Genomic DNA, 25,701 nt, shown 5'->3' on the forward strand with positions numbered 1-25,701 from the left:
GACACCGACGGACAGCACGACGAACGACAGAGGAATCAGAGGCAAGGGAGGGCGTAACACCGTTGGATCGCCCGCTGCCAGCCGCATTGTTGAGCTGAGCGCGGACACCGCAGTATCCATCGAACGAAAGGTGGTCTCCGGTCACGCATACGCGATCCTCGCACCCGACGCCGTCATCGACGGCCGGTGCGGACAAGACAAGCCGACGTTCTGTCGGCAGATGGTGTTCCTGACCCACAACCCTTGGGCCCCGGTGCTTCCGAGCACCGGGGCCCTCGTGATGGAGGTTTCATGACCCAATCCGACGACATGCTCGACGACGAGGACTACCCCGCGTACACCATGGGCCGTGCCGCCGAGATCATCGGCTGCTCGCAGGACTTCCTCCGCCGGCTCGGCGAGGCAAAACTGATCGACCCGCAGCGCTCCAGTGGTGGGCACCGTCGCTACTCCCGCTATCAACTGCGCCTCGCCGCGCGAGCCCGGGAGATGTGCGACCAGGGCACCGATATCGTCTCGGCCTGCCGGATCATCATCCTTGAAGACCAACTCGAAGAGGCCCTTCGACGCAACGAGCGCTACCAGCAGGGCTGAAGACACCCCACGCTGCGGCCTCCCGCACAGGTGACGCCGAGCGCCACGCGGTCCCTCCCGCCAGGGCAGGGGCCGTTCGTCGTCTGCGGAGGGCCTGGTCGGGCGCCGCCCAATGTCGCGTCAGGACATGGCGGATGGCTGTAAGGGCTCGTACTCTCCTGCCATGGGATCCGGGGGGATCGAGACGTTCAAGGCTCCTCGTAGGAGCATTCGGATCACCCTGGTGGCTGCTGCCGTGGGCGTGCTGATTGCCTTAGCGGCGCAGTGCGGATTGTTCTACCTTTTCGTTCTTGCGCAGCCCGATCGTCCGGCACCCGAGCCGGTTGTGCCGTGGCCGATCGAGGAGACGGCAAGTACCACCTCCAACCCGTCCCCGCCCGACTCAGAGTGATGAACGTGCTCGGACACGGCCAGATCGGGTTGACGATGAACACCTCCGCCCATGCCCGGCGCCGGGGAACGTGCTGCCCGTGGACGAGGCCGCGACGTGCCTCTTCTGCTGATGTGACGGCACGAATGGCTGCGTCCGGGGCGTGGTGATCATCCAGACCGGGTGCGGGAAGACGCTGACCTGCGGTGGAGTGGGTGCGCCCGGCAGGATTCGAACCTGCGGCCTTGGGATTAGAAGTCCCCTGCTCTATCCGCTGAGCTACGGGCGCGTGTGACGTGGATGTCGCGCCCAGAGGGTACCGCCGTCCTACTGCCCGGCGGCGAAAAGGGTGCCCGCGTCCACGTTGCCGCAGGGTCTCATGTCAGCCGCCCTGCGGGCATCCGGGTTCCCGCGGACCGACCTGACCTCGGGCCGTACCTTTGGCTGGTGTTGCTGGATTCCGACGCCGAGAGCGACGTCGCCTACGAGCTGTGCCAGGTCGTCGGTCGCGCCATCCTGCCGTACCGGTCGTCGGACGACGACCAGCACTACGGCACCGCGTTCTTCTTCCAGGGCGGCGACGACCCGGTGGGGGAGTCGCTGCTGACGGCGGCCGACCTGGTCGGCACGCCCGGTGGTGAGCTGGGCCTGCGGACGAGTGTCACGGAGCCGGCCGGCGTCGCCCCGACCGCTGTGGCCGAGGTCGAGATCGTGCCCGGCTGGGCCCGCTTCCCGGGCGACGGGGTCGCGGTGCTGCCGACCGCGGGCCTGCACCGCTATGCCGGCGACGGCGGCTGGCGGTGGCGCGTTCAGCCGGTGCCCGCGGGGATCGCCGCCGGGCCCGAGGTGGTCGCCCGCCTCGGCGCCGACGCCGGTTCCGCTTTCGTGCTGGCCCATGGGGTACGCGAAGACGGGTCGCGTCCGCTGGAGGTCGCGATCGAGCGGGTGGTCCGCGACGGGGACGCCGTGCGGATCACCACGGAGCTGCCCCAGGGGTACGTCGGCGCGCCGATCTTCGTCGTCCAGCCCGACGCGACCGGGGAGCTGTCGCCGTACTGCCTCGGCCTGGTGTTGCCCGGCGTCGGCGAGCACCCGGTGGCGACCTTCGACCGGATCCGCGCCGTCCTCCCGGCGACGCCCGGCGACGTCTGAGCCACTCCCGGCGTTGCTGGCGGCGTCTGAGCCGCCTCCCGGCAACGCCCGAAGAAGTCCGAGCCGCCCCGGCGACGCATCGGCTGTGCGCCGCGCCGCCCTTCGGTCTGGTCAGCCTCCGGCTGGCGCCGCACCTGCCGCGTCAGCCGTGGACCGTCGGCTCTCCGGGAGCCCGGCCACGCCGACGGTCGGGTCGGTGCCGGTCGAGGCTTCGGCGGTCGGCGGCGTGCCGGCCGAAACAGAGTCGGCCGGCGCGGGGTCGGCGGAAGCCGGGGTGACCAGCGCCGCGTCTGTCGGCGCATGGCCGGCGGTGACCGGGTCGGCCGGAGCGGTGGGGCCGGCGGCGAGGAACGCCTCGGCCCAGCGGCCCACCTCGTCGAAGACCTTCTTGCGGACGGCCGGGCCGGAGAGCGTGAGGTCGTGCAGCCCGCCGTCGAAGCGGGCCAGGGTGACGTGCCGGCCGAGGCGGGGCGCGTACCGGACCATGTGCTCGACGTCCAGCACGGCGTCGGCCAGGGTCGCGTTGTCGTGCCACCTGGTGCCCCGGAAGGAGCGGGTCGAGCAGGCCAGCAGCACCGGCACCTGGATGTCCAGGCCGGCGCGCAACCGGCGCTGACCCGTGCGGATCGCGTTGAGCCAGCCGGCCCGGACCGGGAACCCGGCCAGCGGCTTCCACGCCAGGTCATAGGTCCACTCGCCGCGGTGGTCGGAGTGGATGCTCTCGCCGTACACCGTGCCCAGCCCGAACGGCAGGATGCGGTGCGGCGCCCTGCGGCCCAGGCGGGAGACGGCGGCCGCGAGGGGTCGGCGCACCGCCCAGGGGGCGTTCAGGTCGAAGAACGGGCTGTTGAGCACCAGGCCGTCGACGGTGCCGGTGTCGCGGCGGGCGTCTGCCCAGAGCGAGAGGATCAGGCCGCCGGTGGAGTGGCCCATCGCCAGCAGGGTGTCGTGCCCGTCGTCGGAGCGGATGATCTCGGCGGCGGCGTCCAGCTCGGGGAAGTAGTCGCTGATGTCGCGGCAGAAGTTCGGGGTCTGGCCCGGGAGCAGACTGCGACCGTATTTGCGCAGGTCGAGCGCGTAGAAATCCCAGCCCCGTTCGGCGAAGAAGTCGGCCAGGTGGGTCTGGAAGAAGTAGTCGACGAAGCCGTGCACGTAGAGGACGGCCCGCCCGCTGGGGCGCTCGGCGCGCCGCCGGACCAGGGTCGCGACGACCGGCCCTTCGTCGTCGGTGCCCAGGTCGATCGTCTGCCGCTCGTACGGCGGCCCCAACACGTCCGGTTCCACGAACGCGACGCTACGCCGCGAACCTACCCAGCGGTAGCCCGCGCTCCTGGCCTGCTGTGCGCTCCTGGCCTGCCCCGCGATCTTGCTCCTGTTGCCGTGCGCGGCCTGTGACGACCGCGCGCGGACCGAAGGTGCAAGATCGCGGGGGACGGGGCGTGGGTCAGACCGTTTCCGCGTCGGCGCGGCTCGGGTCCGCGGCGGGCAGCTGCTCCTGGCCGTCGGCGGGGTCCAGCTCGCTCTGGGGCTGCGGAACGTCGCGCAGGTGCTTGTTGTGCCGGGGCTCCTGGCGGGTCTTGGCGTCATTGAGTCGGCGGCGCAGGTCGTCCCGGACGTCGTTGAGCGCGGCGTGCAGGTCCTCCTCGGCGGAGGTGGTGACGATCTTCTGCCGGCCGGCGATCCAGCACTCCAGGGTGACCTTCTGGCCACGGGCCTCCCGGTCCTTCACCGACACCTCAATTTCGGTGGCGTCGGCGTGGAAACTGGCCAGCCGGGCGTCGAGGGTGACGAACTGCTCGGCGATCCAGTTGCGGTCGCCCTGCGAGAACCCGGCACCCACCCTCAGGCATTCCGCAACGGTGGCCGGGTTCGCCACGGCGCTCATCGCTGCGCCTCGGAGACGTTTGCGGAGCCGATTTCGGTGATCATCATGACGCTGACCTCTCGTCGACGTGGAGCTGTCGGTGGTGCGTTGATCAAATGCATACCCAGTTCGGGCGGCCCCGGAAACCGCCGACGTGCAGTCGGGCGGGTCGGCCGTACCACATCGGGGCGTGATCAGGGCTTTGTCCACAGGTCGGTTCGTCGTCCACAGGTCGGGGGTGGGGCGCTGGTGGCGGTCGCTCCCGGGGCAGAGGCTCGTTGTCGAGTCGACTCGCGCTGGCAGGCCCCGATCCCCCTGGAGGGACGATGTTCGACACTTACGTAACAATTGTCGGCAATGTGCTGACTACGCCCGAGTGGCGGCGTACCACCCAGAGCAACACCCTGGTGGCCAACTTCAAGGTCGCCTCCACCGCCCGACGGCTCGACCGCGACAGCGGCCGGTGGGTCGACGGCAACTCGCTGCGCGTCCGCGTCAACTGTTGGCGCAAGCTCGCCGAGGGCGTGGCGGCATCAGTCATGGTCGGTGACCCGGTGGTGGTCTGCGGGCGGCTCTACACCCGTGACTGGACCGACGACGCCGGCAACCACCGCACCCTCTACGAGCTGGAGGCGGTCGCCGTCGGCCACGACCTGTCCCGAGGGCGGGCCCGGTTCCTGCGTAACCGGCCCAGTGTCACGACCAGCACCGTGGAGGACGCGGAGGCCGAGAGTCGGGTGCACGGCGAGCCCACCGAGCCGGTCCCGGCCGGGCAGGCACCCGTGCTGCCCGACGACCGCCCACTGGACGACGACTTCGAGCTGCCCGACTACGCCGCGCTGCGCACCAGCCCGTTCGTCGACGGTCCGGCTGATGGGGATCTCGTCCGGAGCGGCGGGCGAAGCGGGCCAATCGACATCCTGCCGGACCTCGACGACGAGCTGGCCCTCCCACCCGAGGAGGACGACGACAACGCCGACCTGGACGACGAACTGGAGCCGGTGCCGGACGAGGGCCAGCCGGAGCCCGCGCCGTCCGGTCGGGGGCGGCGTGGCAGGGGCCGGCTCCCGCAACCGGCATGACCCGTCGGTTCGGCCACTGCCGGCCGGCCGGCAACCGAGCTGCCTGAGGTTCCGTGCCGGTCGGGCGCCCTGCCGCCCGTCACCGCGTCGGCGGTGGCTGGGTCGGTGGGTGCCTGGCCAGACCAGGCGTCACGGCACGACGGGGGCGGGGTGGCGATGCGACCAGCGTCGTCACCCCGCGTGAACAACTGAAGGACCGGCCCGCCTGGCGTGCCACAACAGCGTCCTTCACCGGGGAAGCACCGTGGGCCGGGCCGGTTCCCGGGTTGCTCGTCTAGGCTGGCCGGCCGGAGGTGATGCGGGTGCGACGGACAGCGCCGGTGGCGAACGCGGTGGGGCTGCTGGCCGGGTACGCGCTCGACCGGCTGCTCGGCGACCCACGTCGGTGGCATCCGGTGGCCGGCTTCGGTCAGGCCGCCAGCGCTCTGGAGCGCCGCCTCTACCGGCCGGACCGTTCGGCGGGTGCGGCGTTCACCGCGCTGGCCGTGGGCGGGCCGGTGCTGCTCGGAGCCGTCGCCGCGGCGGCCACCCGGCACCGGCCGGTGACCCGTGCGGTGCTCGTGGCTGCCAGCACATGGACCGTGCTGGGCGGCCGTACGCTGCGGCGCGAAGCCACCGTCATGGGTCGGACGCTGCGCGCCGGTGACCTCCCCGCTGCCCGTCAACGTCTCGGTCACCTCTGCGGCCGGGACCCGTCGACGCTGGGCGAGACCGAGCTGGCCCGCGCCACTGTCGAATCGGTCGCCGAGAACACGTCCGACGCGGTCGTCGCCCCACTGGTCTGGGGCGCGGTTGCCGGCCTGCCCGGGCTCCTGGGCTACCGCGCGGCGAACACCCTCGACGCGATGGTCGGGCACCGATCGGCGCGCTACGCACGGTTCGGCACCCCGGCCGCGCGGCTGGACGACGTCCTCAACCTGGTGCCGTCCCGGCTGACCGGGCTGCTCACCATCGCTGTCGCGCCCGTCGCGCACGGGGACCGGCAGCGGGCCTGGCAGGTGTGGCGGCGTGACCGCAACGACCACCCGAGCCCCAACGCCGGCCAGTGCGAGGCGGCGATGGCCGGCGCGCTCGGCGTCCGCCTCGGTGGCCGCAACGTCTACTTCGGGCGCTCCGAGGTGCGGCCGTTCCTCGGCGACGGGCCCCGCCCCGAGGCCCGGCACCTGAAGCGCGCCGCCCGGATCTCCGGCGCGGTCGGATTGGCGGCGGTCGGGTTGGCGGCCGCGTACCCGGTGACCCTCGGCCGTCTGGTCGGCGCGGTGGGCCGGCGCGGCTGGGGCGCCGTGACCGGAGGGCGGGGGCTGGTCGTTCTGGCGGGTGGGTTCCGGCCCGGGGCCGCCGTCAGTGGGCGCGGGCTGCGTGCTGTCGGCGCGGGCGGGGCTGTCGGAGCGGGTGGGGCTGTCGGAGCGCGTGGGGCAGTCGGAGCGGGTGGGGCTGTCGGAGCGCGTGGGGCAGTCGGATCGAGCGGAATCGTTGGCGCGGGGCGGGGGAGCGGGCGGTGAGCGGCGGGCTGCTGGTCGCCGGCACGACCTCCGACGCCGGCAAGAGTGTGCTCACCGCCGGAATCTGCCGGTGGCTGCACCGGCAGGGCGTGAAGGTGGCGCCGTACAAGGCACAGAACATGTCGAACAACTCTGCGGTGGTCGTCGGGCCGGACGGGCGCGGCGGGGAGATCGGACGAGCCCAGGCCATGCAGGCCGCGGCCTGTGGGCTGGCACCCGACCTGCGGTTCAACCCGGTGCTGCTCAAGCCGGGTAGCGACCTGGCCAGTCAGGTGGTGCTGCTCGGCGAAGCCGTCGACACCATCACCGCCGGTACCTTCCGCCAGCTGCGTCCCCGGCTCGCCGAGACCGCGTACGGGGCGCTGGCCGAGCTGCGGGAGACGTACGACGTGGTGATCTGCGAGGGCGCCGGCAGCCCCGCCGAGATCAACCTGCGGGCCGGTGACTACGTCAACATGGGGCTGGCCCGGCACGCCAACCTGCCGGCCATCGTGGTTGGCGACATCGACCGGGGCGGTGTCTTCGCCTCGATGTTCGGCACCGTGGCGCTGCTCGACCCCGCCGACCAGGCGCTGATCGCCGGCTTCGTGATCAACAAGTTCCGGGGTGACCTCGGGCTGCTCCAGCCGGGGCTGGACATGCTGCGTCACGTCACCGGCCGCCCCACGTACGGGGTACTGCCCTGGGCACTGGACCTGTGGCTCGACGCGGAGGACTCACTCGTGTACGGCCGGGTGCTCGGCCGCCCCGCCGCCCCGCACGGCGCCGAATGGCTGGACGTGGCCGTCGTCCGCCTCCCCCGGATCAGCAATGCCACCGACGTGGAGGCGCTGGCCACCGAGCCGGGTGTCCGCGTACGCCTCACCATCGAACCGGCCGAGCTGGCCGCCGCCGACCTGGTCGTCCTCCCCGGCTCCAAGTCCACCGTCGCCGACCTCGCCTGGCTGCGCGAGACGGGCCTCGCCGACGCGGTTGCCGCACACGTGGCGGCCGGCAAGCCACTGCTCGGTCTCTGCGGCGGCTTCCAGATGCTCGGCCGCGCCATCCACGACCCGGTGGAGAGCCGACAGGGCAGCGTGCCGGGGCTGGGCCTGCTGCCCATCGAGATCACTTTCGATGCACGCAAGACCGTCCGGCAGTCGGTGGGCACCGCGCACGGTGGCCTCCCGGTGCGCGGCTACGAGATCCACCACGGGTACGTCTCACACACCGACCCCACCCTGGCCCCGTTGCTGACCGGCGACGACGGTGTCGGCGAGGGCGCCGTTCTCGGCGTGGTGCACGGCACGCACTGGCACGGGGCGTTCGAGTCCGACGAGTTCCGCCGGTGGTTCCTCACCGAGGCGGCTCGCCTGGCTGGCCGTACCGGTTTCCAAGTCGCACCGGCCACCAGCTTCGCCGCCGCCCGGGAACGCTCACTCGATCTGCTCGGTGACCTGGTCGAGGAGCACCTGGATACCGACGCCCTCTGGCATCTCATCGAGACCGGCGCACCCGCGGGCCTCCCCTTCATCCCACCCGGTGCCCCACCAGCCGTCCGGTAGCCCGAAAGCTGATCCCGCCACCACCCTCGGCCGGCGTTGATCCGCTGACCCTGGTCGATCATGGGGGTGTGGTGCCTAGAGCGTGGGGCGTGGTGCCTAGAGCGTCGGGCTTCGGCGTTCGCGTGGGGCGACCGGCGGAGGCGCGGTGTGGTCGGGCGGGTGAGTGGGATGTTGGGGTCTAGGGGCGGATGTCGGCGGGGCGGTCGGTAGTCGGGAGGCCGGCGGCGAGCCAGGCGTCGACGCCGCCGATCATGTCGGTGGCCCGACGCAGACCGAGGGTCTGCAAACTGGCGGCGGCCAGGCTGGAGCTGTAGCCCTGCCGGCACACCAGCACGATCTCCCGGTCGTACCCGGTGGCTTCCGGGATCCGCCAGGCGCTGGCCGGGTCGAGCCGCCATTCCAGCACGGTACGGTCGATGACGACCGCGCCTGGGAGGTCGCCCTGTTCACGGCGTTGCAGTTCGGTGCGGGTGTCAACCAGCAGCGCACCGCCGCGGACCGCCTCGACGGTCTGCTGTGGAGTAAGTCGGTGCAGCCCGGCACGGGCCTGTTCGAGCAGGGCGTCGATACCGGGGCTCATCACGTCTCGGAGCACCACCCGATGATGCCGACTTGGCGGCACCCAGGGCGGCGAACGGGCCCCCCGTCACCCGTCGCCACCCCAATTCCCCCGGACGTGACGATGGCCGGCCAGGGGCGATCAGCCGGACGTGTCACGTGGCTGTTGCCGGTCGCCGCTCCGACACAACCCGGCCAGCCTGACGTAGCCCGGCCAGTCCGGTCAGGCCGCTGGTGCGGCGTGATCCACTCGGCTTTACGGAAATCGCGGTATCCGGTCGACCGGGATACCGCGATATCAATGATCCGGAGTTGATCACTCGGGTGGGCGGCGGCGGCATACTTCGGTCATGCACGAGACTGCGCCGACCTCGGAGGTCGGGCGGTCGGCAGCGCATCGCGAGACTGCGCTGACCTCGGAGGTCGGGCGGTCGGCAGCGCATCGGGAGGCCTCGCTGACCTCGGAGGCCGGGCGGCTGGCAGCACACCGGAGGGCCATGGACATCGCAGGAGCGGCGGATCAGGCCGACGAGGTCGAGGGACCGGCCGGTCGTCGGACTGGCAGGTCGTCCGTGGCAGTGGTCGAGGCGTACGCCGAACTGGCCCGTCGGGTGCTCGCGGGCCCGGCGCGGTTGGGGCGGACCCGGCTGGTCGCTGTCGACGGGCCGAGCGGCGCGGGCAAGAGCCGGTTCGCGGCGCGCCTCGCGGATGCCCTGGCGGCGCTGCCCGGCGGCCGGCCGCCCGTGGTGCACACCGACGACCTGCTCGACGGTTGGGACGACCAGGTCACCTTCTGGCCCCGCCTCGATGACTGGGTGCTCGGGCCGCTGCGGGAGGGGAGGCCCGGTGCCTACCGGCGCTACAGCTGGGTGCGGCAACGTTTCCTGACCCGGCCGGTTCCGGTTCCGGTCGCGCCGGTGCTGGTCCTGGAGGGGGTCAGCGCGGCCCGTGCCGTCGTCGGGCCGGAGCTGACGCTGGCCGTGTTCGTCACCGCCCCCGCATTGTTGCGGTTGGAGCGCGCGGTCGCCCGGGACGGGCCGGAGATCCTGCCCGAGCTGCGTCGCTGGCACGCCGGTGAGCGGGCGCACTTCGCCGCCGACGACACGGCGAATCGCGCGGACCTGCTGGTGGACGGTGCGCCGACGCTGCCGCACGACACGGACCGGTACTACCTTCGCATCGGCTGAGCGGGGGCATGGACGTCCGCCAGTGGCTACGGCACGATGCGAGAGGGCCGCCACCGGCAGGCACGGGGCGGGACAGCGCGGCGATCGGGGGACTCATCATGTCGGCAACGGACACGCCCGCGCGGCGCCGGATCACTCTCACCGGCATCAGCTCGCGGGCCTGGGAGCATCCGGCCGACCGGGGCGCCCTGGTCGCGTTGCGGGAGCTGCGCGGGTTCGACGACGTGGTGCGGTCGTTCTTCGGGATGTGGAACGAGCGCGGTTTCCGGCTGTCGGTGCTGGCCTCCGGGATCCGGGTCGACCACCGGCAGTACCCGGGGGTGTGGCAGCGCTACGCCGAGGCCGCGGCGGCGCTCGACGTGGCGGAACTGCCCGAGCTGTACGTGACCCAGTCGCCCTGGTTGGGGGCCGAGGCAGTCGGCCTGGAACGGCCGTTCATCGTGCTGAACTCCGCGTGCGTGCAGCACCTGGACGAGGACGAGCTGCGCTGCCTGCTCGGCCACGAGCTGGGGCACGTGGGCAGTGGGCACGCGGTCTACAAGACCATGCTCATGATCCTCACCCGGTGGGCGGCCAACCTGAGCTGGTTGCCGGTGGGCGCGATCGCGCTGCGGGCGATCATCGCGGCGATGTTGGAGTGGTGGCGTAAGGCGGAGCTGTCCGCCGATCGGGCCGGTCTGCTCGCCGGGCAGGACCCGGCCGCCGCGCTGCGGCTGCTCATGAAGCTCGCGGGCGGCGGTGACCTGTCGCAGATCGACACCGCCGCGTTCCTGGAGCAGGCCGCCGAGTACGCCGGCGGCGGCGACCTGCGCGACAGCCTGCACAAGATCAAAATGACGGCGTGGAGCACCCACCCGGCCCCGGTGGCCCGGGCGGCGCAGTTGCGCCAGTGGATCGACTCCGGGGCGTACGGGCAGGTGCTGGCCGGTGACTACCCGCGCCGCGACGACGACAGCTCGACCAGCGTGTCGGAGGAGATCAAGGCCGCTGCCGAGTCGTACCGGGAGGAGTTCAGTCAGTCCACCGACCCGCTGGTGGGGTTGCTGCGGCGGCTCGGCGACGGTGCCAGCGACGTCGGCGAGTGGGTGGGCGGCACCGCCGGTCGGGCCCGCTCGTGGATGGACGCCGCCACCGAGGCCGCCGGCCGCGCTCACCGCGCCGGCCGGGCCGCGCCCGGCGCGTGGCAGGGCACCGGGCCGGCGGGTGGCGGTGACGGGACGGGCTCCGCCAGCACGCCCCGGTAAGGCCGGCATACGATGCCGGTCATGACCTCACCGATCATGTCCGAGTCCGAGGTGCGGGCCGCCGTCGAGCGGGAGATGCCCGGCGTACGCGCCGACCTGGAACGTCTCGTCCGCATCCCCGGCATCGCCTTCGAGGGTTTCGACCACTCACACGTGGAACGTTCCGCCGAGGCGGTCGCCGAGCTACTGCGCGGCTGCGGCCTGGACGTCAAGATCGTGCGTTCCGGCGGTCAGCCGGCCGTGATCGGCCGTCGGGCGGCCCCGCCCGGTGCGCCGACCGTCCTGCTCTACGCCCACCACGACGTGCAGCCGGTCGGCGACCGGTCGCTGTGGGAGTCCGACCCGTTCGAGCCGGTGGAGCGCGACGGCCGGCTCTACGCCCGGGGCGCGGCCGACGACAAGGCCGGGATCATGGCGCACGTGGCGGCACTGCGGGCGTACGGCGACGCGCTGCCGGTCGGTGTGGTGCTCTTCATCGAGGGCGAGGAGGAGTACGGCTCCGACTCGCTGGAGCAACTGCTGGTCGAGCACCGCGACGAGATCACCTCGGACGTCATCGTGATCGCCGACTCCGGCAACTGGGACATCGGCGTACCGGCGTTGACCACCTCGCTGCGCGGCGTCGTCAACTGTTTCGTCGAGGTGCGCACACTGGACCACGCGGTGCACAGCGGCATGTTCGGCGGTGCGGTGCCGGACGCGCTCACCGCGCTGGTCCGCCTGCTGGCGACCCTGCACGACGACGCCGGTGACGTGGCGGTGGACGGGCTGGTCGGCCGGGAGGGCGCCACCGTCGACTACCCCGAGGACCGGGTGCGGGCCGAGGCCGGTCTGGCCGACGGCGTGCAGTTCATCGGCACCGGCCGGATCACCGACCGGCTCTGGACCAAGCCCGCGGTGGCGGTGCTCGGGATCGACGCGCCGTCCACCGCCGAGGCGCCGAACGCCCTGGTCCCGGCCGCGAAGGCGAAGCTCAACGTCCGTCTCGCTCCGGGCGACGACCCCAAGCGGGCGTACGCGGCGATCCGCGCGCACCTGGAGAAGCACGCTCCGTGGGGTGCCCAGGTGACCGTCAGCCTGGAGCACGACGGCAACCCGTGCGTGATCGACGCGTCCGGGCCGATGTTCGACGCCGCCCGTTCGGCCTTCCGGTCTGCCTGGGACGGCACCGACCCGGTGGACGTCGGCATCGGCGGTTCGATCCCGTTCATCGCCACCTTCCAGGAGATGTTCCCGGACGCGGCGATCCTGGTGACCGGTGTGGAGGACCCGCACGCCCGCGCGCACGGCCCGAACGAGAGTCTGCACCTGGGTGAGTTCGCCAAGGTCTGTCTCGCCGAGGCGCTGTTGCTCGGCAAGGTCGCCACCGCGGGCAAGGTAGCGGCTGCGGGCAGTTAGGTCACGGAACGGCGATTTTGGGCCTGATCTGGGAGTTTACGGCGTGTCGGATGGTCAGCTGTTATAGCCTTTCGTACATGAGTACGAACGAGGTGATGGCCCGGTTGGGGGCCGCTGTCAGCGCGCTGGGGGATGTCGACGTCTCCGCGTGGTCCGAGGACACGCTCAACGAACAGCTCGGTGAGCTCTCCGCCGCACTGGTCGCCCTCGACTCGGTGCTCTCCCGCGTCGCCGGCGAGGTCCGTGCCCGGGGGCTGCGCATCGAGGAACCCGTCTCCGCCTGATCGTCGTCCGCGTGGGTGGGCGGCACCCTGCCGACACCGCCCGGGCACGGCAATGCCCGGGCGGTGTCGGAGGGGACTGGCAGGATGAGCTGCGTGCGGTTCCTCGACCTGGCGGCCACCTCCGCCGCCGTCAGCGCCACCAGCGGCCGGCGGGCCAAGGTGGAGCTGCTGGCTGACGCGTTGCGCCGGCTCGACCCCGCTGAGGTCGAGCCCGGTGCCGGCTATCTCGCCGGTGAGCTGCGCCAACGGCAGACCGGGGTGGGCTACGCGAGCCTGCGTGACCTGCCGCCACCGGCCGCCGAGCCGACGTTGACGGTGGCGTCCGTCGACGCGAGCATCGAGCAGATCGCCGCCGTGCGGGGTGCGGGTTCGCAGGCCCGACGGCGGGCGCTGCTCGGTGCCCTCTACGCGGCGGCGACCGTCGAGGAGCAGCGGCTGCTCACCGGCCTGTTCAGCGGCGAGCTGCGCCAGGGCGCCCAGGCGGGGTTGCTCGCCGACGCGGTCGCCCGGGCCGCCGAGGTGCCGGTGGCGACGGTCCGGCGGGCCCTGCTGCTCGCCGGTGACCTGCGCGCCGTGGCGGTGGCCGCCCTGTCCGGAGGGGCCGCCGAGCTGGCCGGGTTCGGCCTTCAGGTGGGCCGGCCGCTGGCACCGATGCTCGCGCAGAGCGCCCCCTCGGTCGACGAGGCGCTCGCCGCGACGGGCACGCCGGCGGTGGTCGACGTGAAGCTCGACGGCATCCGCATCCAGGTGCACCGCTCGGGCACCGACATCGCCGTCTTCACCCGCAGCCTGGACGAGATCACCGCCCGCGTGCCCGAGGTGGTCGCCGCCGTCCGGGCCCTGCCGGGCCGCGAGCTGGTGCTCGACGGCGAGGCGATCGGCCTGGACGAGACGGGCCGCCCGCTGCCGTTCCAGCAGACCTCCAGCCGGGCCGCCCGACGCACCACCCCCAGCACCACCGGGCGCACCCCGGTCGCCCCGGCGGTGCTCGCGGCAGCCGCCAGCACCGGCGCGACGGTGCTCACTCCGTACTTCTTCGACCTGCTGCACCTCGACGGCGAGGATCTGATCGACCTGCCCGGCCGGGAGCGGTGGGCCGCCCTGGCCGGCGCGGTCGACTCGTCGTTGCTGGTCGGTCGGATGGAGGTCGACGGCCCCGAGCAGGCCGCCGCCGCGTTCGCCGCCGCACTCGACGCCGGGCAGGAGGGCGTGGTGGTCAAGGCACCGGATGCCCCCTACGACGCCGGCCGGCGCGGTGCCGCCTGGGTCAAGGTCAAGCCCCGGCACACCCTCGACCTGGTGGTGCTCGCCGTCGAGTGGGGCAGTGGCCGGCGCAAGGGTTGGCTGTCCAACCTGCACCTGGGCGCGCGCGACCCGCACACCGGCGACTTCGTGATGCTCGGCAAGACGTTCAAGGGGCTCACCGACGAGTTGCTGCGCTGGCAGACCGAGCGGTTCCTCGGCCTCGCGGTGGAGCGCGGCGACTGGGTGGTCCGGGTCCGGCCCGAGCAGGTCGTGGAGATCGCCTTCGACGGGGTGCAGACCAGCTCCCGCTACCCCGGGGGGATGGCGCTGCGGTTCGCCCGGGTGGTGCGGTATCGCGACGACAAGTCCGCCGCCGAGGCGGACACCATCGACGCCGTCCGCGCCATCCACGCCGGCCGTCCCACCGGCTGACGGGTCACCTGCTGGACAGCGACCTCGCGTAGTTCACCTGGTTGTTGATGTGCGCCACCTGCGCCTGATCGGCGACCGGGATCCGGGCCACGTACTGCTGCCCGCCGTTGGTGACCGTCACCTGCACCGTGCCGTGGTGCCGGGTCTCCCTGACCAACAGGAAGAGCAGACTCAGGACGAACAGGCAGAAGAAGCCGACGATGGCGCAGACCAGCGCCCAGGTGGCCACCTTCTCCTCGCGCTGCCAGTAGTCGGCCACGTGCCAGGTCGCACCGGCCAGTGGCAGCACCCCGGCCGGCGTACGGATGACCGGTGGGCTCACCGCGATCTCGGCGATCTGCACCGCGACCACCTCCGGCCCGCTGCCATAGCCGCCGATAGTCGGCGTCGCCATCGGGGTCGGTGGGTACGGCCCGGCCGGAGGCCACGCCCCCGCCGGCTGAGCAGGTGCCCACGATCCGGCGGGCTGAGCAGACGGCCACGCCCCGGCCGGCTCAGCGGACGACCACGCCGCCGGGGGCCCGGAGTAGGGCGCGGGCGGTGCGGAGGACTGCGCCGGAGGCCCGGAGAAGGGCGGTGCGGAGGACTGCGCCGGAGGCCCGGAGAAGGGCGGTCCGGAGAACTGTGGCGGCGTGGCCGGGAACGGTGCCGTCGGCGGCAGGCCGGAGGGGGCGGCGGCCGGGGGTGCCGTCGTCGGGAACGGCTCGGTCGGTGCGCTGGTCGGCAGTGGCGCGGTCGGTGGTTCGGCGGCCCACGGGTCGATCGGCGGGTGCGCCCGGGTCTCCGGAACCGGCTCGGGCAGTGGTGCCGTGGGATCCGCGTTCATCGGGACCCCTGACGTGAGGTGAACACCCGGCGGAGACTACCGGCTGCCGTGGTGTCCCGGCTGCCCCCGAGTGTCCGTTTGTCGCGCCGGAACGGCCCGGGTCGGGGCCCGTCCGGTCAGGCGGACGCGCTCGGTGTGGGCTCGGCCGCCCGGTCCAGCGGGGCCGGGGTGGTGCCGAGGCCGGCGGCCCGGCGGGCCTCGCGGCGGGCCACCCAGCCGTAGCCGAACAGGGCCATCACCGCGAAGAGCCACCACTGCACGACGTAGCCGAAGTTCTGCCAGTTGTTGGTGTGCCCGACCGGCACCGCCTTGAACACCGGGTCGGCCGCGGGGGTCTGCTCGTCCAGCAGCAGATAGGCGCCGTACACCGGGTAGGGCAGTTCGCCGGCCAGCCGCGACACCCCGATCCGCCGGATCTCCAGCCGACCGTCGCGTCGCGCCACCGTGCCGGCGCCGCTCTCCGTCTCGTGCACCCGGCCGACCACTGTCACGTCACCGGTCGGTACGGCCGGCACCGGCGGCTGGGCGGTGGCCCCACCCGGCGCCGGTGGGATCCAGCCCCGGTCCACCAGCAGTGCCGTGCCGTCCGCGAGCACCAGCGGGGTCAGCACCTCGAAGCCGACCCGGCTGTCCACCGTCCGACCACGGACCAGCACGGTGTTCGTCGGGTCGTACCGGCCGGTGACGGTGACCCGGGTCCAGACCTTCTCCTTGGCGGGGGCCGGACCTGCCGTGCCCGCGCCGCCGGTGGGGGCACGCAGAGCGTCGGCCAGTGGGGCCGGAGCCATCCGCTGGCCCGCGTCGATCCGCTCGTTGACCTCGGTACGCCCCCGGTAGCGGTCCAGCTGCCAGTTGCCGAGGAACACCATGACGGCGGCGGCAACCAGGGTCAACGCGAGAGCGCCCAGCCAGCGTGGGCTCAGCAGGAACCGGTACACGGCACCGAGGCTACTCGTATGACCGGCGCCACTGACCTGGACCGGGCCGGACCCGGCCGGGACCGAGGTCCCGGGGCCCTGCCAGGCAAGGGTCAGCCGCTCCGGTTGGCGGTGCTCAGGTCTTTGACCGGACGGGTATCGTCACGCCGACGGATCGGCCCCGGTCGTCCCGTCGCGTACCCGCCACCGCTCGCGAGGAGTCGATGATGACCGTCGTGCCGCGCCTGGTGCTCAGCGCACCGTCCTCCGGGCACGGGAAGAACGCGCTGGCGATCGGGCTGCTCGCCGCGCTCGCCGAGCGGGGGGTGGACGTCGCCGGGTTCAAGCTCGGGCCCGACCACGTCGACGCCGCCTACCTCGGCCTGGCCTCCGGTCGGCCGGGTCGGGTGATCGATCCCCGGCTGGTCGGCATGGACCGGCTCGCCCCGCTGGTGGCGCACGGTGCCGCCGGTGCCGGGCTCGCCGTGGTGCAGGGCAGCATGGGCCTGTACGACGCGGTCGGTGGTCGCCCGGAGCAGGAGTCGACGGCCGCCGCGGCCGCTGCGCTGCGCAGCCCGGTGGTGCTCGTCGTCGACGTGGCCGCGATGGGTCAGTCGGTGGCGGCCCTGGTGCACGGTTTCCGCTCGTACGACGAGCAGTTGTGGCTCGGCGGGGTGATCCTCAACCGGGTGGCGTCGTCGCGGCACGAGGCGATGCTGCGCGAGGCGTTGGACGACGTCGGCGTGCCGGTCTACGGGGCGCTGCGGCGTCAGGACCTGCCGGCGGTGCTGCCGTCGCGGCGGCACGGGGTGGCGCCGGTGGTCGACGGCTCCGCCGACGCCGCCCGCGCGGTCCGGCGGCTGGGCGAGGCCGTCGCCGCCACGGTCGACCTGGAACGACTGCTCGGGCTGGCCCGCTCCGCCCCTGCGTTGCCCGCCCCCGCCTGGTCTCCCGAGGAGGCACTCGCCGCGTTCACCGCCCCGGCGGACCGGCCGTTGGTGGCGCTGGCCGGCGGGCCGGGCGGCAGCTTCGGCCACCCGGAGGCCGCTGAGTTGCTGCGCGCGGCCGGTGCCGAGATCGTCACCGTCGACCCGCTACGCGACGAGGCACTGCCGGTCGGCACCCGCGCGCTGGTCATCGGCGGCGCGCTGCCCGAGGCGTACGCCGAGCAGTTGTCGGCCAACCGGCGGCTCTGCATCGCGGTGGCCGAGTTGGCGCGGACCGGGCGTCCGGTGGTCGCCGAGGGCGCCGGGCTGCTGTGGCTGGCCCGGGAGTTGGACGGTCTGCCGATGTGCGGTGTGCTGGACGCGATCGGTGTCAGCCGGGACGGTCTGGTGGCCGGCTACCGGGAGGCGACCGCCCAGACCGACAGCGTGGTCGCCGCCCAGGGCACGGTGCTGGTGGGCCACAAGGCGCACCGTGCGGTGCTCACCCCCCGCGCTGGTCAGCGCCCGGCGTGGAGCTGGGAGGGCGGCACGCCGGAGGGGTTCGTCTGGCGCAACGTGCACGCCTCGCAGCTCACCCTGCACTGGGCGGGTCATCCGGCGACGGCGGCCCGGTTGGTCGCCGCCGCGGCGGTCGAGCCGACAACCGAGGCGGTGCCGGCGCAGCCCGGTGTGGTGCCGGCGTGATCGGTCAGGTGGCGGTGCGCCGTTTCCCGGCGTTGACCGTCTCCACCCCGCGTACGGAGGTGCGGCGACACATCGCGGCGGACGCGGAGGCGGCCGGTGAGATCTTCGCCGACAAGTTGACCCGGCGCTGGCTGCCGTTGCCTGACAACTCCGGCCCGATCGACGGGCACGCCTGGTGCACCGAACTGGCCCGGCAGCGGCGCGACAGCGGCGAGGGTGACCATTACGCGGTGGTCCGACGCGAGGACGACCAGGTGGTGGGCTCGCTGTGGACGCGGCGCACCGACTGGGGTGCCCGGCTCACCGAAATTTCCTACGCGATGGCGCCACACGCGCGGGGCTTCGGTTTCGCCGCCGAGGCCGTCGACGCGGTGGCTATCGCGCTGATCCTGGAGCACGGCTTCCAACGGGTCGAGCTGCGGGTGGCGCCCGGCAACCTGGCCTCGCGCCGGGTCGCCGAGAAGGGCGGGTTCAGCTACGAGGGCCTGCTGCGCAACGCCGGGCTGGTCGGCGGCGGCCGGGTGGATCTCGAACTCTGGTCGTTCGTCGCCGCCGACCTGCGCTGACCCCGCCGGGGCGGTCAGCCGACGATCGCGTCCGACGGTGGGGTGAACTGGCGCGTCGGTGTGCCCTTCAGGCCGTCGCGCAGAGTCTCTGACACCGCCTTGATCGGGATCTGGGACTGCCCGTCGCCGACCGCGTTGAACGGGTTGTCCGGGTCGGAGATGAAACTCGCCGCGGCCAACTCCGGGGTGTAGCCGACGAACCAGGCGGACCGGGTGCTGTCGGTGGTACCGGTCTTACCGGCCACCGGGCGTCCGACCGTGCCCCGCACGCTGTCGGCGGTGGACCAGCCTCCGCAGCTACCGCGCGCCGGGGTGTCCCCGGTCGGGCAGCGGGCCGCGTCGGTGGCAGCCCGGGCGGCGTCCGCGCTGACCACCTGCCGGCAGCGGGGTTTGGCCACCTCACGATGGATGCCACCGGGGGTGGCGTACGTGGTCGGCGTGCCGTCCCGGTTCATGATCGACTGCACCGGGATCGCCTCGCAGTAGCGGCCGTCGGCGGCGATGGCGGCGTAGGCGTTCGCCATCTCCAGCGGGGTGGCGTCGGAGACGCCCAGGGTGAACGCGCCCCACTTCTTCGCCTTCTCCGGGGACGCGTGGTCCCGGTCCACGTCGGTGCGCCAGCGCAGCCCGAGCTGCTCGGCCAACCGGACCGCCCGGTCCGCGCCGACCTTCTCCTCCAGCCAAACGAAGTACGTGTTGACCGATTTGCCGAAGCCGGACCACATGGTCTGTTGGCCGGTCATCGCGCCGCTGGCGTTGGAGGGCGCCCACCCGTCGTAGACGGACGACCGGTAGCGGTGCGGGGCGTTGAACGAGGTGTTGAGGGTCATCCCCGAGTCCAGCGCGGCCAGCATCGGGAACATCTTGAACGTCGACCCGGCCTGGTAGCCCGCCAGGTCACCGCCACCGAGCAGCGGCGCCACCGTGTTCGGGTAGTTGGCCTTCACCTTCGGCCCGGCCTCGGGATTGGAACTCTGCGGGTTGTCGGCGAGGTCGAGCGAGTACGTCCGGTTCACCGCCATTGCCTTGACCCGTCCGGTGCCCGGCTCGGAGACCACGATCCCGTTGGCGAACGGGCTCCCGGTGGCCTCCTTGGAACCGACGTTCTTCTCCGCCGCCTCCTGGATCTTCGGGTCGATGCTGAGGACGATCCGGTAGCCGCCCCGGCGCAGCTTGTCCATGCGTTCCAGCCGGTTCGCCCCGAAGGCGGGCTGCGCGCTCCACCAGTTCTTCAGGTAGTCGCAGGCGAACCCCCAGCTGTTGTACTTCTCCGCCACCGCGGCGCAGTCGTGCGGCGGGGTCGTCAGCTTCAGCCGGATCGGCTCGGACTTGGCGGCGGTAGCCGAGTCGGGGGAGAGGTAACCGAGCTGGCTCATCCGGTCCAGCACGTAGTCACGCCGCCCGGTGGCCTCCTTCTGATCGGAGTCGGCCGGGTCGTACTCCGACGGGGACTTGACCAGCCCGGCGAGGGTGGCGGCCTCGACCGGAGTGAGGTTCTTCGGGGTCTTGGAGAAGAAGATCTCGCTGGCCGCGTAGATGCCGTACGCCCGGTGCCCGAAGTACGCCGAGTTCAGGTAGCGCTCCAGGATCTGGTCCTTGCTGATCTCCTTCTCCAGGTCCAGCGCCATCCGCATCTCCTTGACCTTGCGCAGGCTGGTCTGCTGGGTGGCTTCCTGGACCTCCTTGGGCGTGGTCGCGCTGTCCCGCAGGGCCATCCGGACGTACTGCATGGTCAGGGTCGACGCGCCCTGGGAGACGCCGCTGGAGCGGGCGTTGGACACGAAGGCGCGGGCCACGCCCTTGGGGTCGACGCCGTGGTGCTGGTAGAAGCGTGAGTCCTCGGCGGCGACGATCGCCTGCTGGATGTTCGGCGACATGTCCGACAGCTTGGTGTACTGCCGGTACTCCTCGTAGAACATGGTCAGCACGGTCTTGCCGTCCGGGGCGTAGACGTACGAGGTCTCGGCGGGCAGGGCGGTGGTCAGCATTCTGGTCTTCTGCTCGGTGGCGTGCGCGGTCGCCTTGGCACCGAGCCCGGTGAGGGCGACCAGTGGGTACGCGGCGGCGGCGATCACGATTCCGGCGATCAGCCCGGCGCGAAGTAGAGGGACGAGTCGACCAGCGGCAGCAAGGGGTCGGTTGCTCACATGGCCAAGTTATGACATTTCCGATTCGTACCTGAGAAGAACTCTTAAACCGGCCGGTGGTGACGTGGCTTACGCCGAGATCGACTGTCCCACCGGCCACCTTCCCGGCAGGATCGCGGGCATGTCTGATCAGCCGAGTGGGATGGTGCCGCCCGCCGGGGCCGAGCCGGACCTCGCGCACCACGGCGACGCGGAGGCGACCGAGGGCCTGATCGACCTCGCCGTCAACGTCCGCCGTGCAGCGCCTCCCGCCTGGTTGGCCGGCCCGATCGCCGCGACCCTGACCGACCTGGCGCGCTATCCGGACCCGACGCCGGCCCGGGCAGCGGTCGCCGCCCGACACCGCCGTCACCCGAACGAGGTGCTGCTCACGGCCGGCGCGGCCGAGGGCTTCGTGCTGATCGCCCAGGCGCTGCGCGGAGTGCGGAGACCGGTGGTGGTGCACCCCCAGTTCACCGAGCCGGAGGCGGCGCTGCGGGCCGCCGGACACCTGGTCGAGCGGGTGCTGCTGGACCCCGCCGACGACTTCCGACTCGACCCGTCCCGGGTGCCCGCCGACGCCGACCTGGTGATGATCGGCAACCCGACGAACCCCACGTCGGTGCTGCACCCGGCGCGGGCGGTGGCCGCCCTGGCCCGCCCCGGCCGGGTGCTGGTGGTCGACGAGGCGTTCGCCGACACCACCATCACCCCCGGTCACCCCGGCGAGCCGGAGTCGCTGGCCGAGCGGCGCGACCTGCCCGGGCTGCTCGTCGTGCGCAGCCTCACCAAGACGTGGGGCCTGGCCGGCCTCCGGATCGGCTACCTGCTCGGGGCTCCGGAGCTGCTGACCCGGCTGGCCGCCGTCCAGCCGCTCTGGGCCGTCTCCACGCCCGCGCTGGCCGCCGCGTCGGCCTGCGCCAGCACCGTCGCGGTCGAGGCCGAACGCGCGATCGCCGCCGATCTCGCCGCCGACCGCGACCACCTGGTCGCCCGCCTGGCCGACCTGCCCGGTGTACGCGTCGTCGGCCACCCGGCCAGCGCTTTCGTCCTGCTGCACCTGCCGGGCGCGAGCGCGATCCGAGCCGCACTGCGGGAGCGGGGCTGGGCGGTGCGCCGGGGCGACACGTTCCCCGGCCTCGGCCCCGACTGGCTGCGGGTGGCGGTGCGCGACCGTAACACCACCGACGCGTTCATCGAGGTGCTGCGCGAGACCATGGAGGCATGATGCTGGAGACCACGATCGCGGCGATCCGACCGGCGGACGAGGGGGCCATGGCCGCCGCCCGCGAGCTGCACGGCCGGCTGACCAAGCCGGCGGGTTCGCTGGGCTTGCTGGAGGAGCTTTCGGTACGCCTCGCCGGCCTGGCCGGGGCCTGCCCACCGCCGCTGCCCGAGCCGGCCGCGGTGGCGATCTTCGCTGGCGACCACGGGGTGCACGCCCAGGGGGTCAGCCCGTGGCCGCAGGAGGTCACCGGGCAGATGATCGGCAACTTCCTGGCGGGTGGGGCGGTGGTCAACGCGTTCGCCCGGCAGGCCGGCGCGTCGGTCACCGTGGTCGACGTCGGCGTGGCCACCCCGCTGCCCACCGGACCGGTCGCCGACCCGGCTGCTGCGTCCGACCCGGCTGCTGCGTCCGACCCGGCTGGGCTCGACCCGGCTGCGCCCGAGTCCGCGCTGCCCGACCCAACTCGGCCCGACCCGGCTGGGCGCGACGCGACGGTGCTCGACCCGGCCGTGCCGCGACTGGTTGTCGCGTCCGTCCGACGGGGCACCCGCGACCTGACGGTGACCGCCGCACTGACCCGGGACGAGGCGCTGGCGGCGGTGCAGACCGGCATCCGGATCGCCGACGAGCTGATCGACGCCGGGGCCGGCATCCTGCTCACCGGTGACATGGGCATCGGCAACACCACCCCGGCCGCCGCGCTGATCGCCGCGTTCACCGGTGCCGATCCGCTCGACGCCACCGGCCGGGGCACCGGGATCGACGACCCGACGTACGCCCACAAGGTCGCGGTGGTGCGGGCCGCGCTGGTCCGGCACGCGCCCGACCCGACCGACCCGCTGGGTGTGCTGGCCGCCGTCGGTGGCCTGGAGCACGCGGCGCTGGCCGGGCTGATCCTGGGTGCCGCAGCCCGCCGTACACCGGTGCTGCTGGACGGCGTGATCGCGGTCTCGGCCGCGCTCGCCGCCGCCGCGTTCGCCCCGGCGGCGGTCGGCGCCATGGTCGCCGGTCACCGTTCGGCGGAGCCGGGAGCCACGGTGGCACTGCGGCACCTCGGCCTCGACCCGCTGATCGACCTGGGGTTGCGCCTCGGCGAGGGCACCGGCGCTCTGCTGGCGCTGCCCGTGGTCACCGGCGCCGTTCGGGTGCTGCACGAGGTCGCCACCTTCGACTCCGCCGGCGTGGCCGAGAAGTGACAGTGCGCAGCGAGCGAGCTGTCCGCCTGGGTGGTGCGGCGTGACCTCCAATCCGTACCCCCTCGGTCTGCGGCTCGACGGCCGGCGGGTGGTCGTGGTGGGTGGTGGCGCGGTCGCCACCCGGCGCGTGCCGGCGCTGCTGGACGCCGGTGCGGACGTCCTGCTGGTGGCCCCGGAGCTGACCCCGGCGTTGCGCGCCCGGGTCGACGCGGGACGGCTGCACTGGGTGCCGCGCCGGTTCGTGCCCGAGGACCTGGACGGCGCGTGGCTGGTCCAGGTCGCGATCGACGACCCGATGGCGGCGGCCTCGGTGAGCGCCGTGGCCGCCGAGCGGCGGATCTTCTGCGTCCGGGCCGACGACCGCACGGCCGCCACCGCCTGGACCCCGGCGGTGACCCGCCACGGCCCGGTGACCGTGGCGGTGCTCGGCGGCGGCGACCCGCGCCGGGCGATGACGGTCCGCGACGCGATCCGCGACCTTCTCGCCGTCCGCCTGGCAACGGACGGGATCGCTGGCCGGCCCGACGCTTCCACCGGGACGACCGGTGGGCGGCGGACCGGGCGGGTGGCGCTGGTCGGGGCGGGGCCGGGTGACCCCGAGCTGATCACCGTCCGGGGTTGGCGGCTGCTCACCGAGGCGGACGTGGTGGTCGCCGACCGCCTGGTGCCGGGCCTGCTCCTGGACGAGTTGCGCCCCGACGTCGAGCTGGTGGACGCCTCGAAGATCCCCTACGGCCCGTCCCGGGCTCAGGAGGAGATCAATCAGATCCTGGTCGACCGCGCCCTGGCCGGTGCCTTCGTGGTGCGGCTCAAGGGTGGAGACCCGTACGTCTTCGGGCGGGGCGGCGAGGAGCTGCTGGCGTGCGCGGAGGCCGGCGTACCGGTGACCGTGGTGCCGGGGGTGACCAGCTCGATCGCCGCGCCGGCCGCGGCCGGCATCCCGGTCACCCACCGGGGAGTGGCGCACGAGTTCACCGTGGTCTCCGGGCACCTGGCACCCGACTCGCCGGCCTCCCTGGTGCGCTGGGACGCCCTCGCGGGTCTGCGCGGCACGCTGGTGATCCTGATGGGGCTGAAGAACCTCGCCGCCATCACGGCCACCCTGATCGCGCACGGCCGGTCACCGCAGACACCGGCCGCTGTCGTCCAGGAGGCCACGACGGGCACCCAGCGGGTGCTGCGGTCCACGCTGGGCGAGATCGCGGCCGACCTGCGTACGGCCGACCTACGCCCGCCCGCCGTCGTGGTGGTGGGCGACGTGGTGGGCGCGCTCGACGGCTGACCGGCGATCGGAAGCGCCGGCGACCCGTCCGGCGGTGGACCCGGGCTTCGGAGGGCACTGACACGGTAGATCTTGGACAGTTTCCGTTAGCGCGTAACGGAAACTGTCCAAGATTGCGAGCGGCGGCGGTTGTCGGTGGCTGTGGACACAATGTCGCTCATGCTCACCGTGAAGGACCCGCACGAGACGTGGCGAACGGAACTGCTCACACCCGTCGCGCTGCGGTGCGAAGGCCCCGGCCTGACCACCACCTTCGAGGACCTGCCCTCGCGATGGCGCAATGCCCCGGTCCGGGCGCTGAGATGCACGGACGCGGACGGCTCCTGGGCCGTCCTGGTCACGGTGGTCCGCGGCTATCGCCAACAGCCTGCCGACTCGCTCGTCGGCAACGAGTTCGGCCGTGACCCGCACGCCGCCTACGACCTGGACTCGCCCGGCGACCTGGTGTACGAGCTACAGGTGACCGAGGACGACGGGTCCGACGAGCCCGAGCTTCTGGCGTTCCGGCTCTTCGGCGACCCGCAGGCCGCCGGGGCGGAGGTGCTGCGGTGGGCCGGGAAGAAGGCGGCTTACTCGGTCAGCCCGTCCGTGGAGCAGGCCGAGACACGGCAGCGCCGGGACCGTCGACAGTTTGACAATCGCCAGGAGAGCGCCGCATCGCCGCCGGTCCGGATCGGCGTGGTGTCGGACGAGGCAGCCGCCGACCTCGACGCCCTCGACCTGTCCGCGTTGTGCTGGCACTTCCCGCGCGGGAACACCGGCGCCTACCTGCGGTCCGCGGTGGTCGCACTGGCCGGCTACGACGAGCAGCGGCCGCACCTGCGGGGCCGGTGGCTCACCGCACGGGCCGAGGGCGAGGAGTTGGTCATCGGCATCGACGACCTGATCCCGGCCAACCAACGGCACCGCTGGGACGGCGCCCGCTGGCTGTGGGACCGTCGGGCGGCGACCACCCCGGCAGGGCTTCGCTGGCAGGTCGATCGGGTCGAGCAAGCCGCCCCTGCGGTAGCGGCCGTCCGCCGTGGCGCGTTGGCCGAGGCGCTGACCGACGCCGGGGTCCAGACGGATCCGGAGCTCGACGCGTTGCTGACCGGGGTGCCGTACCGGCTCTCCGACGCCGAACTCACACCGACCTGGGTGGCGAACCTGTACCGCGGTCTCGCCGACCTCGCGCCTTGGCGGCTGGACGCGGCGTACCGAGGGTGGCGTGACGCTCGACAGGCACAGGGACTTCCGGTCCGGGACCCGGTTGTCCTGTTCGGCCTCGGTGGCGTCGGCGCGGCCCGTAAACCGAAGCTCGCGCTCGACCACACCGGCGACGCCCCACTACTGTGTCTGATCCATACCGGCAGCAGCGCTGTGCTGCCGTACGTGCACTGGACGGTGCCCACCGACCTCGGAGCCCACCTGAACGGGTGGCAACCGAGCCTGCCGTACCCGCAGTGACCGACGGGGCCGGAGCGTATGCGCTCC

Annotated in this window: 20 protein-coding genes, 1 tRNA gene and 2 pseudogenes; 16 read left to right on the forward strand and 7 right to left on the reverse strand. The window is 73.0% G+C overall.

Going from position 1 to position 25,701, the window contains the following annotated elements; genetic code table 11:
* The first annotated feature begins 291 nt into the window (after window positions 1–291).
* Entirely contained in the window at window positions 292–594 is a 303-nt protein-coding gene (locus LADH09A_RS07235) for a MerR family transcriptional regulator (RefSeq protein WP_238644095.1), read from the forward strand.
* 586 nt (window positions 595–1,180) lie between these two features.
* Here the strand turns inward: LADH09A_RS07235 and LADH09A_RS07240 are convergent.
* A tRNA-Arg gene (locus tag LADH09A_RS07240) sits at window positions 1,181–1,253 on the reverse strand.
* A gap of 158 nt (window positions 1,254–1,411) precedes the next feature.
* Between LADH09A_RS07240 and LADH09A_RS07245 the strand changes: the two genes are divergently transcribed.
* Window positions 1,412–2,116 carry a hypothetical protein gene (locus LADH09A_RS07245; protein ID WP_238644096.1) on the forward strand — a complete coding sequence of 235 codons (705 nt, stop codon included), beginning with the start codon at window positions 1,412–1,414 and terminating at the stop codon, window positions 2,114–2,116.
* Between the two features lie 213 nt (window positions 2,117–2,329).
* Here LADH09A_RS07245 and LADH09A_RS07250 read toward each other — a convergent pair.
* A pseudogene (locus LADH09A_RS07250) lies at window positions 2,330–3,400 on the reverse strand (alpha/beta hydrolase); the annotation flags it as partial.
* Window positions 3,401–3,560: 160 nt separating this feature from the next.
* Window positions 3,561–4,001: an HPF/RaiA family ribosome-associated protein gene (locus tag LADH09A_RS07255; protein WP_238644097.1), complete on the reverse strand. Its 441-nt coding sequence runs from the start codon at window positions 3,999–4,001 to the stop codon at window positions 3,561–3,563.
* A gap of 305 nt (window positions 4,002–4,306) precedes the next feature.
* Here LADH09A_RS07255 and LADH09A_RS07260 point away from each other — a divergent pair, with 305 nt between their 5' ends.
* From LADH09A_RS07260 to LADH09A_RS07270, 3 genes and pseudogenes are all read left to right on the forward strand, one after another.
* Window positions 4,307–5,062 carry a single-stranded DNA-binding protein gene (locus tag LADH09A_RS07260; protein WP_238644098.1) on the forward strand — a complete coding sequence of 252 codons (756 nt, stop codon included), beginning with the start codon at window positions 4,307–4,309 and terminating at the stop codon, window positions 5,060–5,062.
* Between the two features lie 296 nt (window positions 5,063–5,358).
* Window positions 5,359–6,363: pseudogene (locus LADH09A_RS07265) on the forward strand (cobalamin biosynthesis protein); the annotation flags it as partial.
* Between the two features lie 197 nt (window positions 6,364–6,560).
* The gene (locus tag LADH09A_RS07270) at window positions 6,561–8,108 is read left to right on the forward strand and encodes a cobyric acid synthase (RefSeq protein ID WP_238644099.1); all 1,548 of its coding nucleotides are present in this window, start codon (window positions 6,561–6,563) and stop codon (window positions 8,106–8,108) included.
* A gap of 178 nt (window positions 8,109–8,286) precedes the next feature.
* Here LADH09A_RS07270 and LADH09A_RS07275 read toward each other — a convergent pair whose 3' ends face one another.
* Window positions 8,287–8,688, reverse strand: coding sequence for a rhodanese-like domain-containing protein (locus LADH09A_RS07275; protein ID WP_145785474.1), 402 nt, complete (start codon window positions 8,686–8,688; stop codon window positions 8,287–8,289).
* Window positions 8,689–9,238: 550 nt separating this feature from the next.
* Here LADH09A_RS07275 and LADH09A_RS07280 point away from each other — a divergent pair.
* The 5 genes from LADH09A_RS07280 (at window position 9,239) to LADH09A_RS07300 (ending at window position 14,456) form a co-directional block, all read left to right on the forward strand.
* Window positions 9,239–9,853 (forward strand): uridine kinase family protein, encoded by a 615-nt coding sequence (locus tag LADH09A_RS07280; RefSeq protein ID WP_238644100.1) that lies wholly within the window; start codon window positions 9,239–9,241, stop codon window positions 9,851–9,853.
* A gap of 98 nt (window positions 9,854–9,951) precedes the next feature.
* The gene (locus LADH09A_RS07285) at window positions 9,952–11,097 is read left to right on the forward strand and encodes a M48 family metallopeptidase (RefSeq protein ID WP_238644101.1); all 1,146 of its coding nucleotides are present in this window, start codon (window positions 9,952–9,954) and stop codon (window positions 11,095–11,097) included.
* Between the two features lie 36 nt (window positions 11,098–11,133).
* Window positions 11,134–12,495, forward strand: a complete 1,362-nt coding sequence (locus LADH09A_RS07290; RefSeq protein ID WP_238644142.1) for a dipeptidase — start codon at window positions 11,134–11,136, stop codon at window positions 12,493–12,495.
* A 77-nt stretch (window positions 12,496–12,572) separates the two neighbouring features.
* Window positions 12,573–12,779, forward strand: coding sequence for a hypothetical protein (locus tag LADH09A_RS07295; protein ID WP_030333429.1), 207 nt, complete (start codon window positions 12,573–12,575; stop codon window positions 12,777–12,779).
* An 84-nt stretch (window positions 12,780–12,863) separates the two neighbouring features.
* Window positions 12,864–14,456: an ATP-dependent DNA ligase gene (locus LADH09A_RS07300; RefSeq protein ID WP_238644102.1), complete on the forward strand. Its 1,593-nt coding sequence runs from the start codon at window positions 12,864–12,866 to the stop codon at window positions 14,454–14,456.
* A gap of 4 nt (window positions 14,457–14,460) precedes the next feature.
* Here LADH09A_RS07300 and LADH09A_RS07305 read toward each other — a convergent pair whose 3' ends face one another.
* Window positions 14,461–15,282, reverse strand: a complete 822-nt coding sequence (locus LADH09A_RS07305) for a hypothetical protein (protein WP_238644103.1) — start codon at window positions 15,280–15,282, stop codon at window positions 14,461–14,463.
* A 116-nt stretch (window positions 15,283–15,398) separates the two neighbouring features.
* The gene (locus LADH09A_RS07310; protein ID WP_238644104.1) at window positions 15,399–16,220 is read right to left on the reverse strand and encodes an SURF1 family cytochrome oxidase biogenesis protein; all 822 of its coding nucleotides are present in this window, start codon (window positions 16,218–16,220) and stop codon (window positions 15,399–15,401) included.
* Window positions 16,221–16,426: 206 nt separating this feature from the next.
* On the opposite strand from LADH09A_RS07310, the gene LADH09A_RS07315 reads away from it, so the two are divergent.
* Both LADH09A_RS07315 and LADH09A_RS07320 read left to right on the forward strand, forming a co-directional pair.
* The gene (locus tag LADH09A_RS07315; RefSeq protein ID WP_238644105.1) at window positions 16,427–17,830 is read left to right on the forward strand and encodes a cobyrinic acid a,c-diamide synthase CobB; all 1,404 of its coding nucleotides are present in this window, start codon (window positions 16,427–16,429) and stop codon (window positions 17,828–17,830) included.
* Window positions 17,827–18,396 carry a GNAT family N-acetyltransferase gene (locus LADH09A_RS07320; protein ID WP_238644106.1) on the forward strand — a complete coding sequence of 190 codons (570 nt, stop codon included), beginning with the start codon at window positions 17,827–17,829 and terminating at the stop codon, window positions 18,394–18,396. The genes LADH09A_RS07315 and LADH09A_RS07320 overlap by 4 nt, the downstream gene beginning before the upstream one ends.
* A gap of 14 nt (window positions 18,397–18,410) precedes the next feature.
* Here LADH09A_RS07320 and LADH09A_RS07325 read toward each other — a convergent pair whose 3' ends face one another.
* Window positions 18,411–20,543, reverse strand: a complete 2,133-nt coding sequence (locus LADH09A_RS07325) for a transglycosylase domain-containing protein (protein ID WP_238644107.1) — start codon at window positions 20,541–20,543, stop codon at window positions 18,411–18,413.
* A gap of 121 nt (window positions 20,544–20,664) precedes the next feature.
* On the opposite strand from LADH09A_RS07325, the gene cobC reads away from it, so the two are divergent.
* From cobC to LADH09A_RS07345, 4 genes are all read left to right on the forward strand, one after another.
* Complete coding sequence (gene cobC, locus LADH09A_RS07330; RefSeq protein WP_238644108.1) at window positions 20,665–21,750, forward strand: Rv2231c family histidinol phosphate aminotransferase CobC; 1,086 nt, start codon at window positions 20,665–20,667, stop codon at window positions 21,748–21,750.
* Window positions 21,750–22,946 carry a nicotinate-nucleotide--dimethylbenzimidazole phosphoribosyltransferase gene (locus LADH09A_RS07335; protein WP_238644143.1) on the forward strand — a complete coding sequence of 399 codons (1,197 nt, stop codon included), beginning with the start codon at window positions 21,750–21,752 and terminating at the stop codon, window positions 22,944–22,946. The genes cobC and LADH09A_RS07335 overlap by 1 nt, the downstream gene beginning before the upstream one ends.
* Before the next feature lie 40 nt (window positions 22,947–22,986).
* Entirely contained in the window at window positions 22,987–24,228 is a 1,242-nt protein-coding gene (gene cobA / locus LADH09A_RS07340; protein ID WP_238644109.1) for a uroporphyrinogen-III C-methyltransferase, read from the forward strand.
* 159 nt (window positions 24,229–24,387) lie between these two features.
* The gene (locus LADH09A_RS07345) at window positions 24,388–25,674 is read left to right on the forward strand and encodes a hypothetical protein (protein WP_238644110.1); all 1,287 of its coding nucleotides are present in this window, start codon (window positions 24,388–24,390) and stop codon (window positions 25,672–25,674) included.
* The last annotated feature ends 27 nt before the right edge of the window (window positions 25,675–25,701 follow it).

The sequence above is a fragment of the Micromonospora cabrerizensis genome, from assembly GCF_022230955.1.
Taxonomy (GTDB): domain Bacteria; phylum Actinomycetota; class Actinomycetes; order Mycobacteriales; family Micromonosporaceae; genus Micromonospora; species Micromonospora cabrerizensis.

Bases quoted from the DNA above. Each gene is read 5' to 3' on its own strand.
- LADH09A_RS07260 (WP_238644098.1), top strand. From the start codon at position 4,307: ATGTTCGACACTTACGTAACAATTGTCGGCAATGTGCTGACTACGCCC.
- LADH09A_RS07295 (WP_030333429.1), top strand. From the start codon at position 12,573: ATGAGTACGAACGAGGTGATGGCCCGGTTGGGGGCCGCTGTCAGCGCG.
- LADH09A_RS07315 (WP_238644105.1), top strand. From the start codon at position 16,427: ATGACCGTCGTGCCGCGCCTGGTGCTCAGCGCACCGTCCTCCGGGCAC.
- LADH09A_RS07255 (WP_238644097.1), bottom strand. From the start codon at position 4,001: ATGAGCGCCGTGGCGAACCCGGCCACCGTTGCGGAATGCCTGAGGGTG.
- LADH09A_RS07275 (WP_145785474.1), bottom strand. From the start codon at position 8,688: ATGAGCCCCGGTATCGACGCCCTGCTCGAACAGGCCCGTGCCGGGCTG.
- LADH09A_RS07335 (WP_238644143.1), top strand. From the start codon at position 21,750: ATGCTGGAGACCACGATCGCGGCGATCCGACCGGCGGACGAGGGGGCC.
- cobC (WP_238644108.1), top strand. From the start codon at position 20,665: ATGTCTGATCAGCCGAGTGGGATGGTGCCGCCCGCCGGGGCCGAGCCG.
- LADH09A_RS07345 (WP_238644110.1), top strand. From the start codon at position 24,388: ATGCTCACCGTGAAGGACCCGCACGAGACGTGGCGAACGGAACTGCTC.
- LADH09A_RS07300 (WP_238644102.1), top strand. From the start codon at position 12,864: ATGAGCTGCGTGCGGTTCCTCGACCTGGCGGCCACCTCCGCCGCCGTC.
- LADH09A_RS07235 (WP_238644095.1), top strand. From the start codon at position 292: ATGACCCAATCCGACGACATGCTCGACGACGAGGACTACCCCGCGTAC.
- LADH09A_RS07290 (WP_238644142.1), top strand. From the start codon at position 11,134: ATGTCCGAGTCCGAGGTGCGGGCCGCCGTCGAGCGGGAGATGCCCGGC.
- LADH09A_RS07305 (WP_238644103.1), bottom strand. From the start codon at position 15,282: ATGAACGCGGATCCCACGGCACCACTGCCCGAGCCGGTTCCGGAGACC.
- LADH09A_RS07285 (WP_238644101.1), top strand. From the start codon at position 9,952: ATGTCGGCAACGGACACGCCCGCGCGGCGCCGGATCACTCTCACCGGC.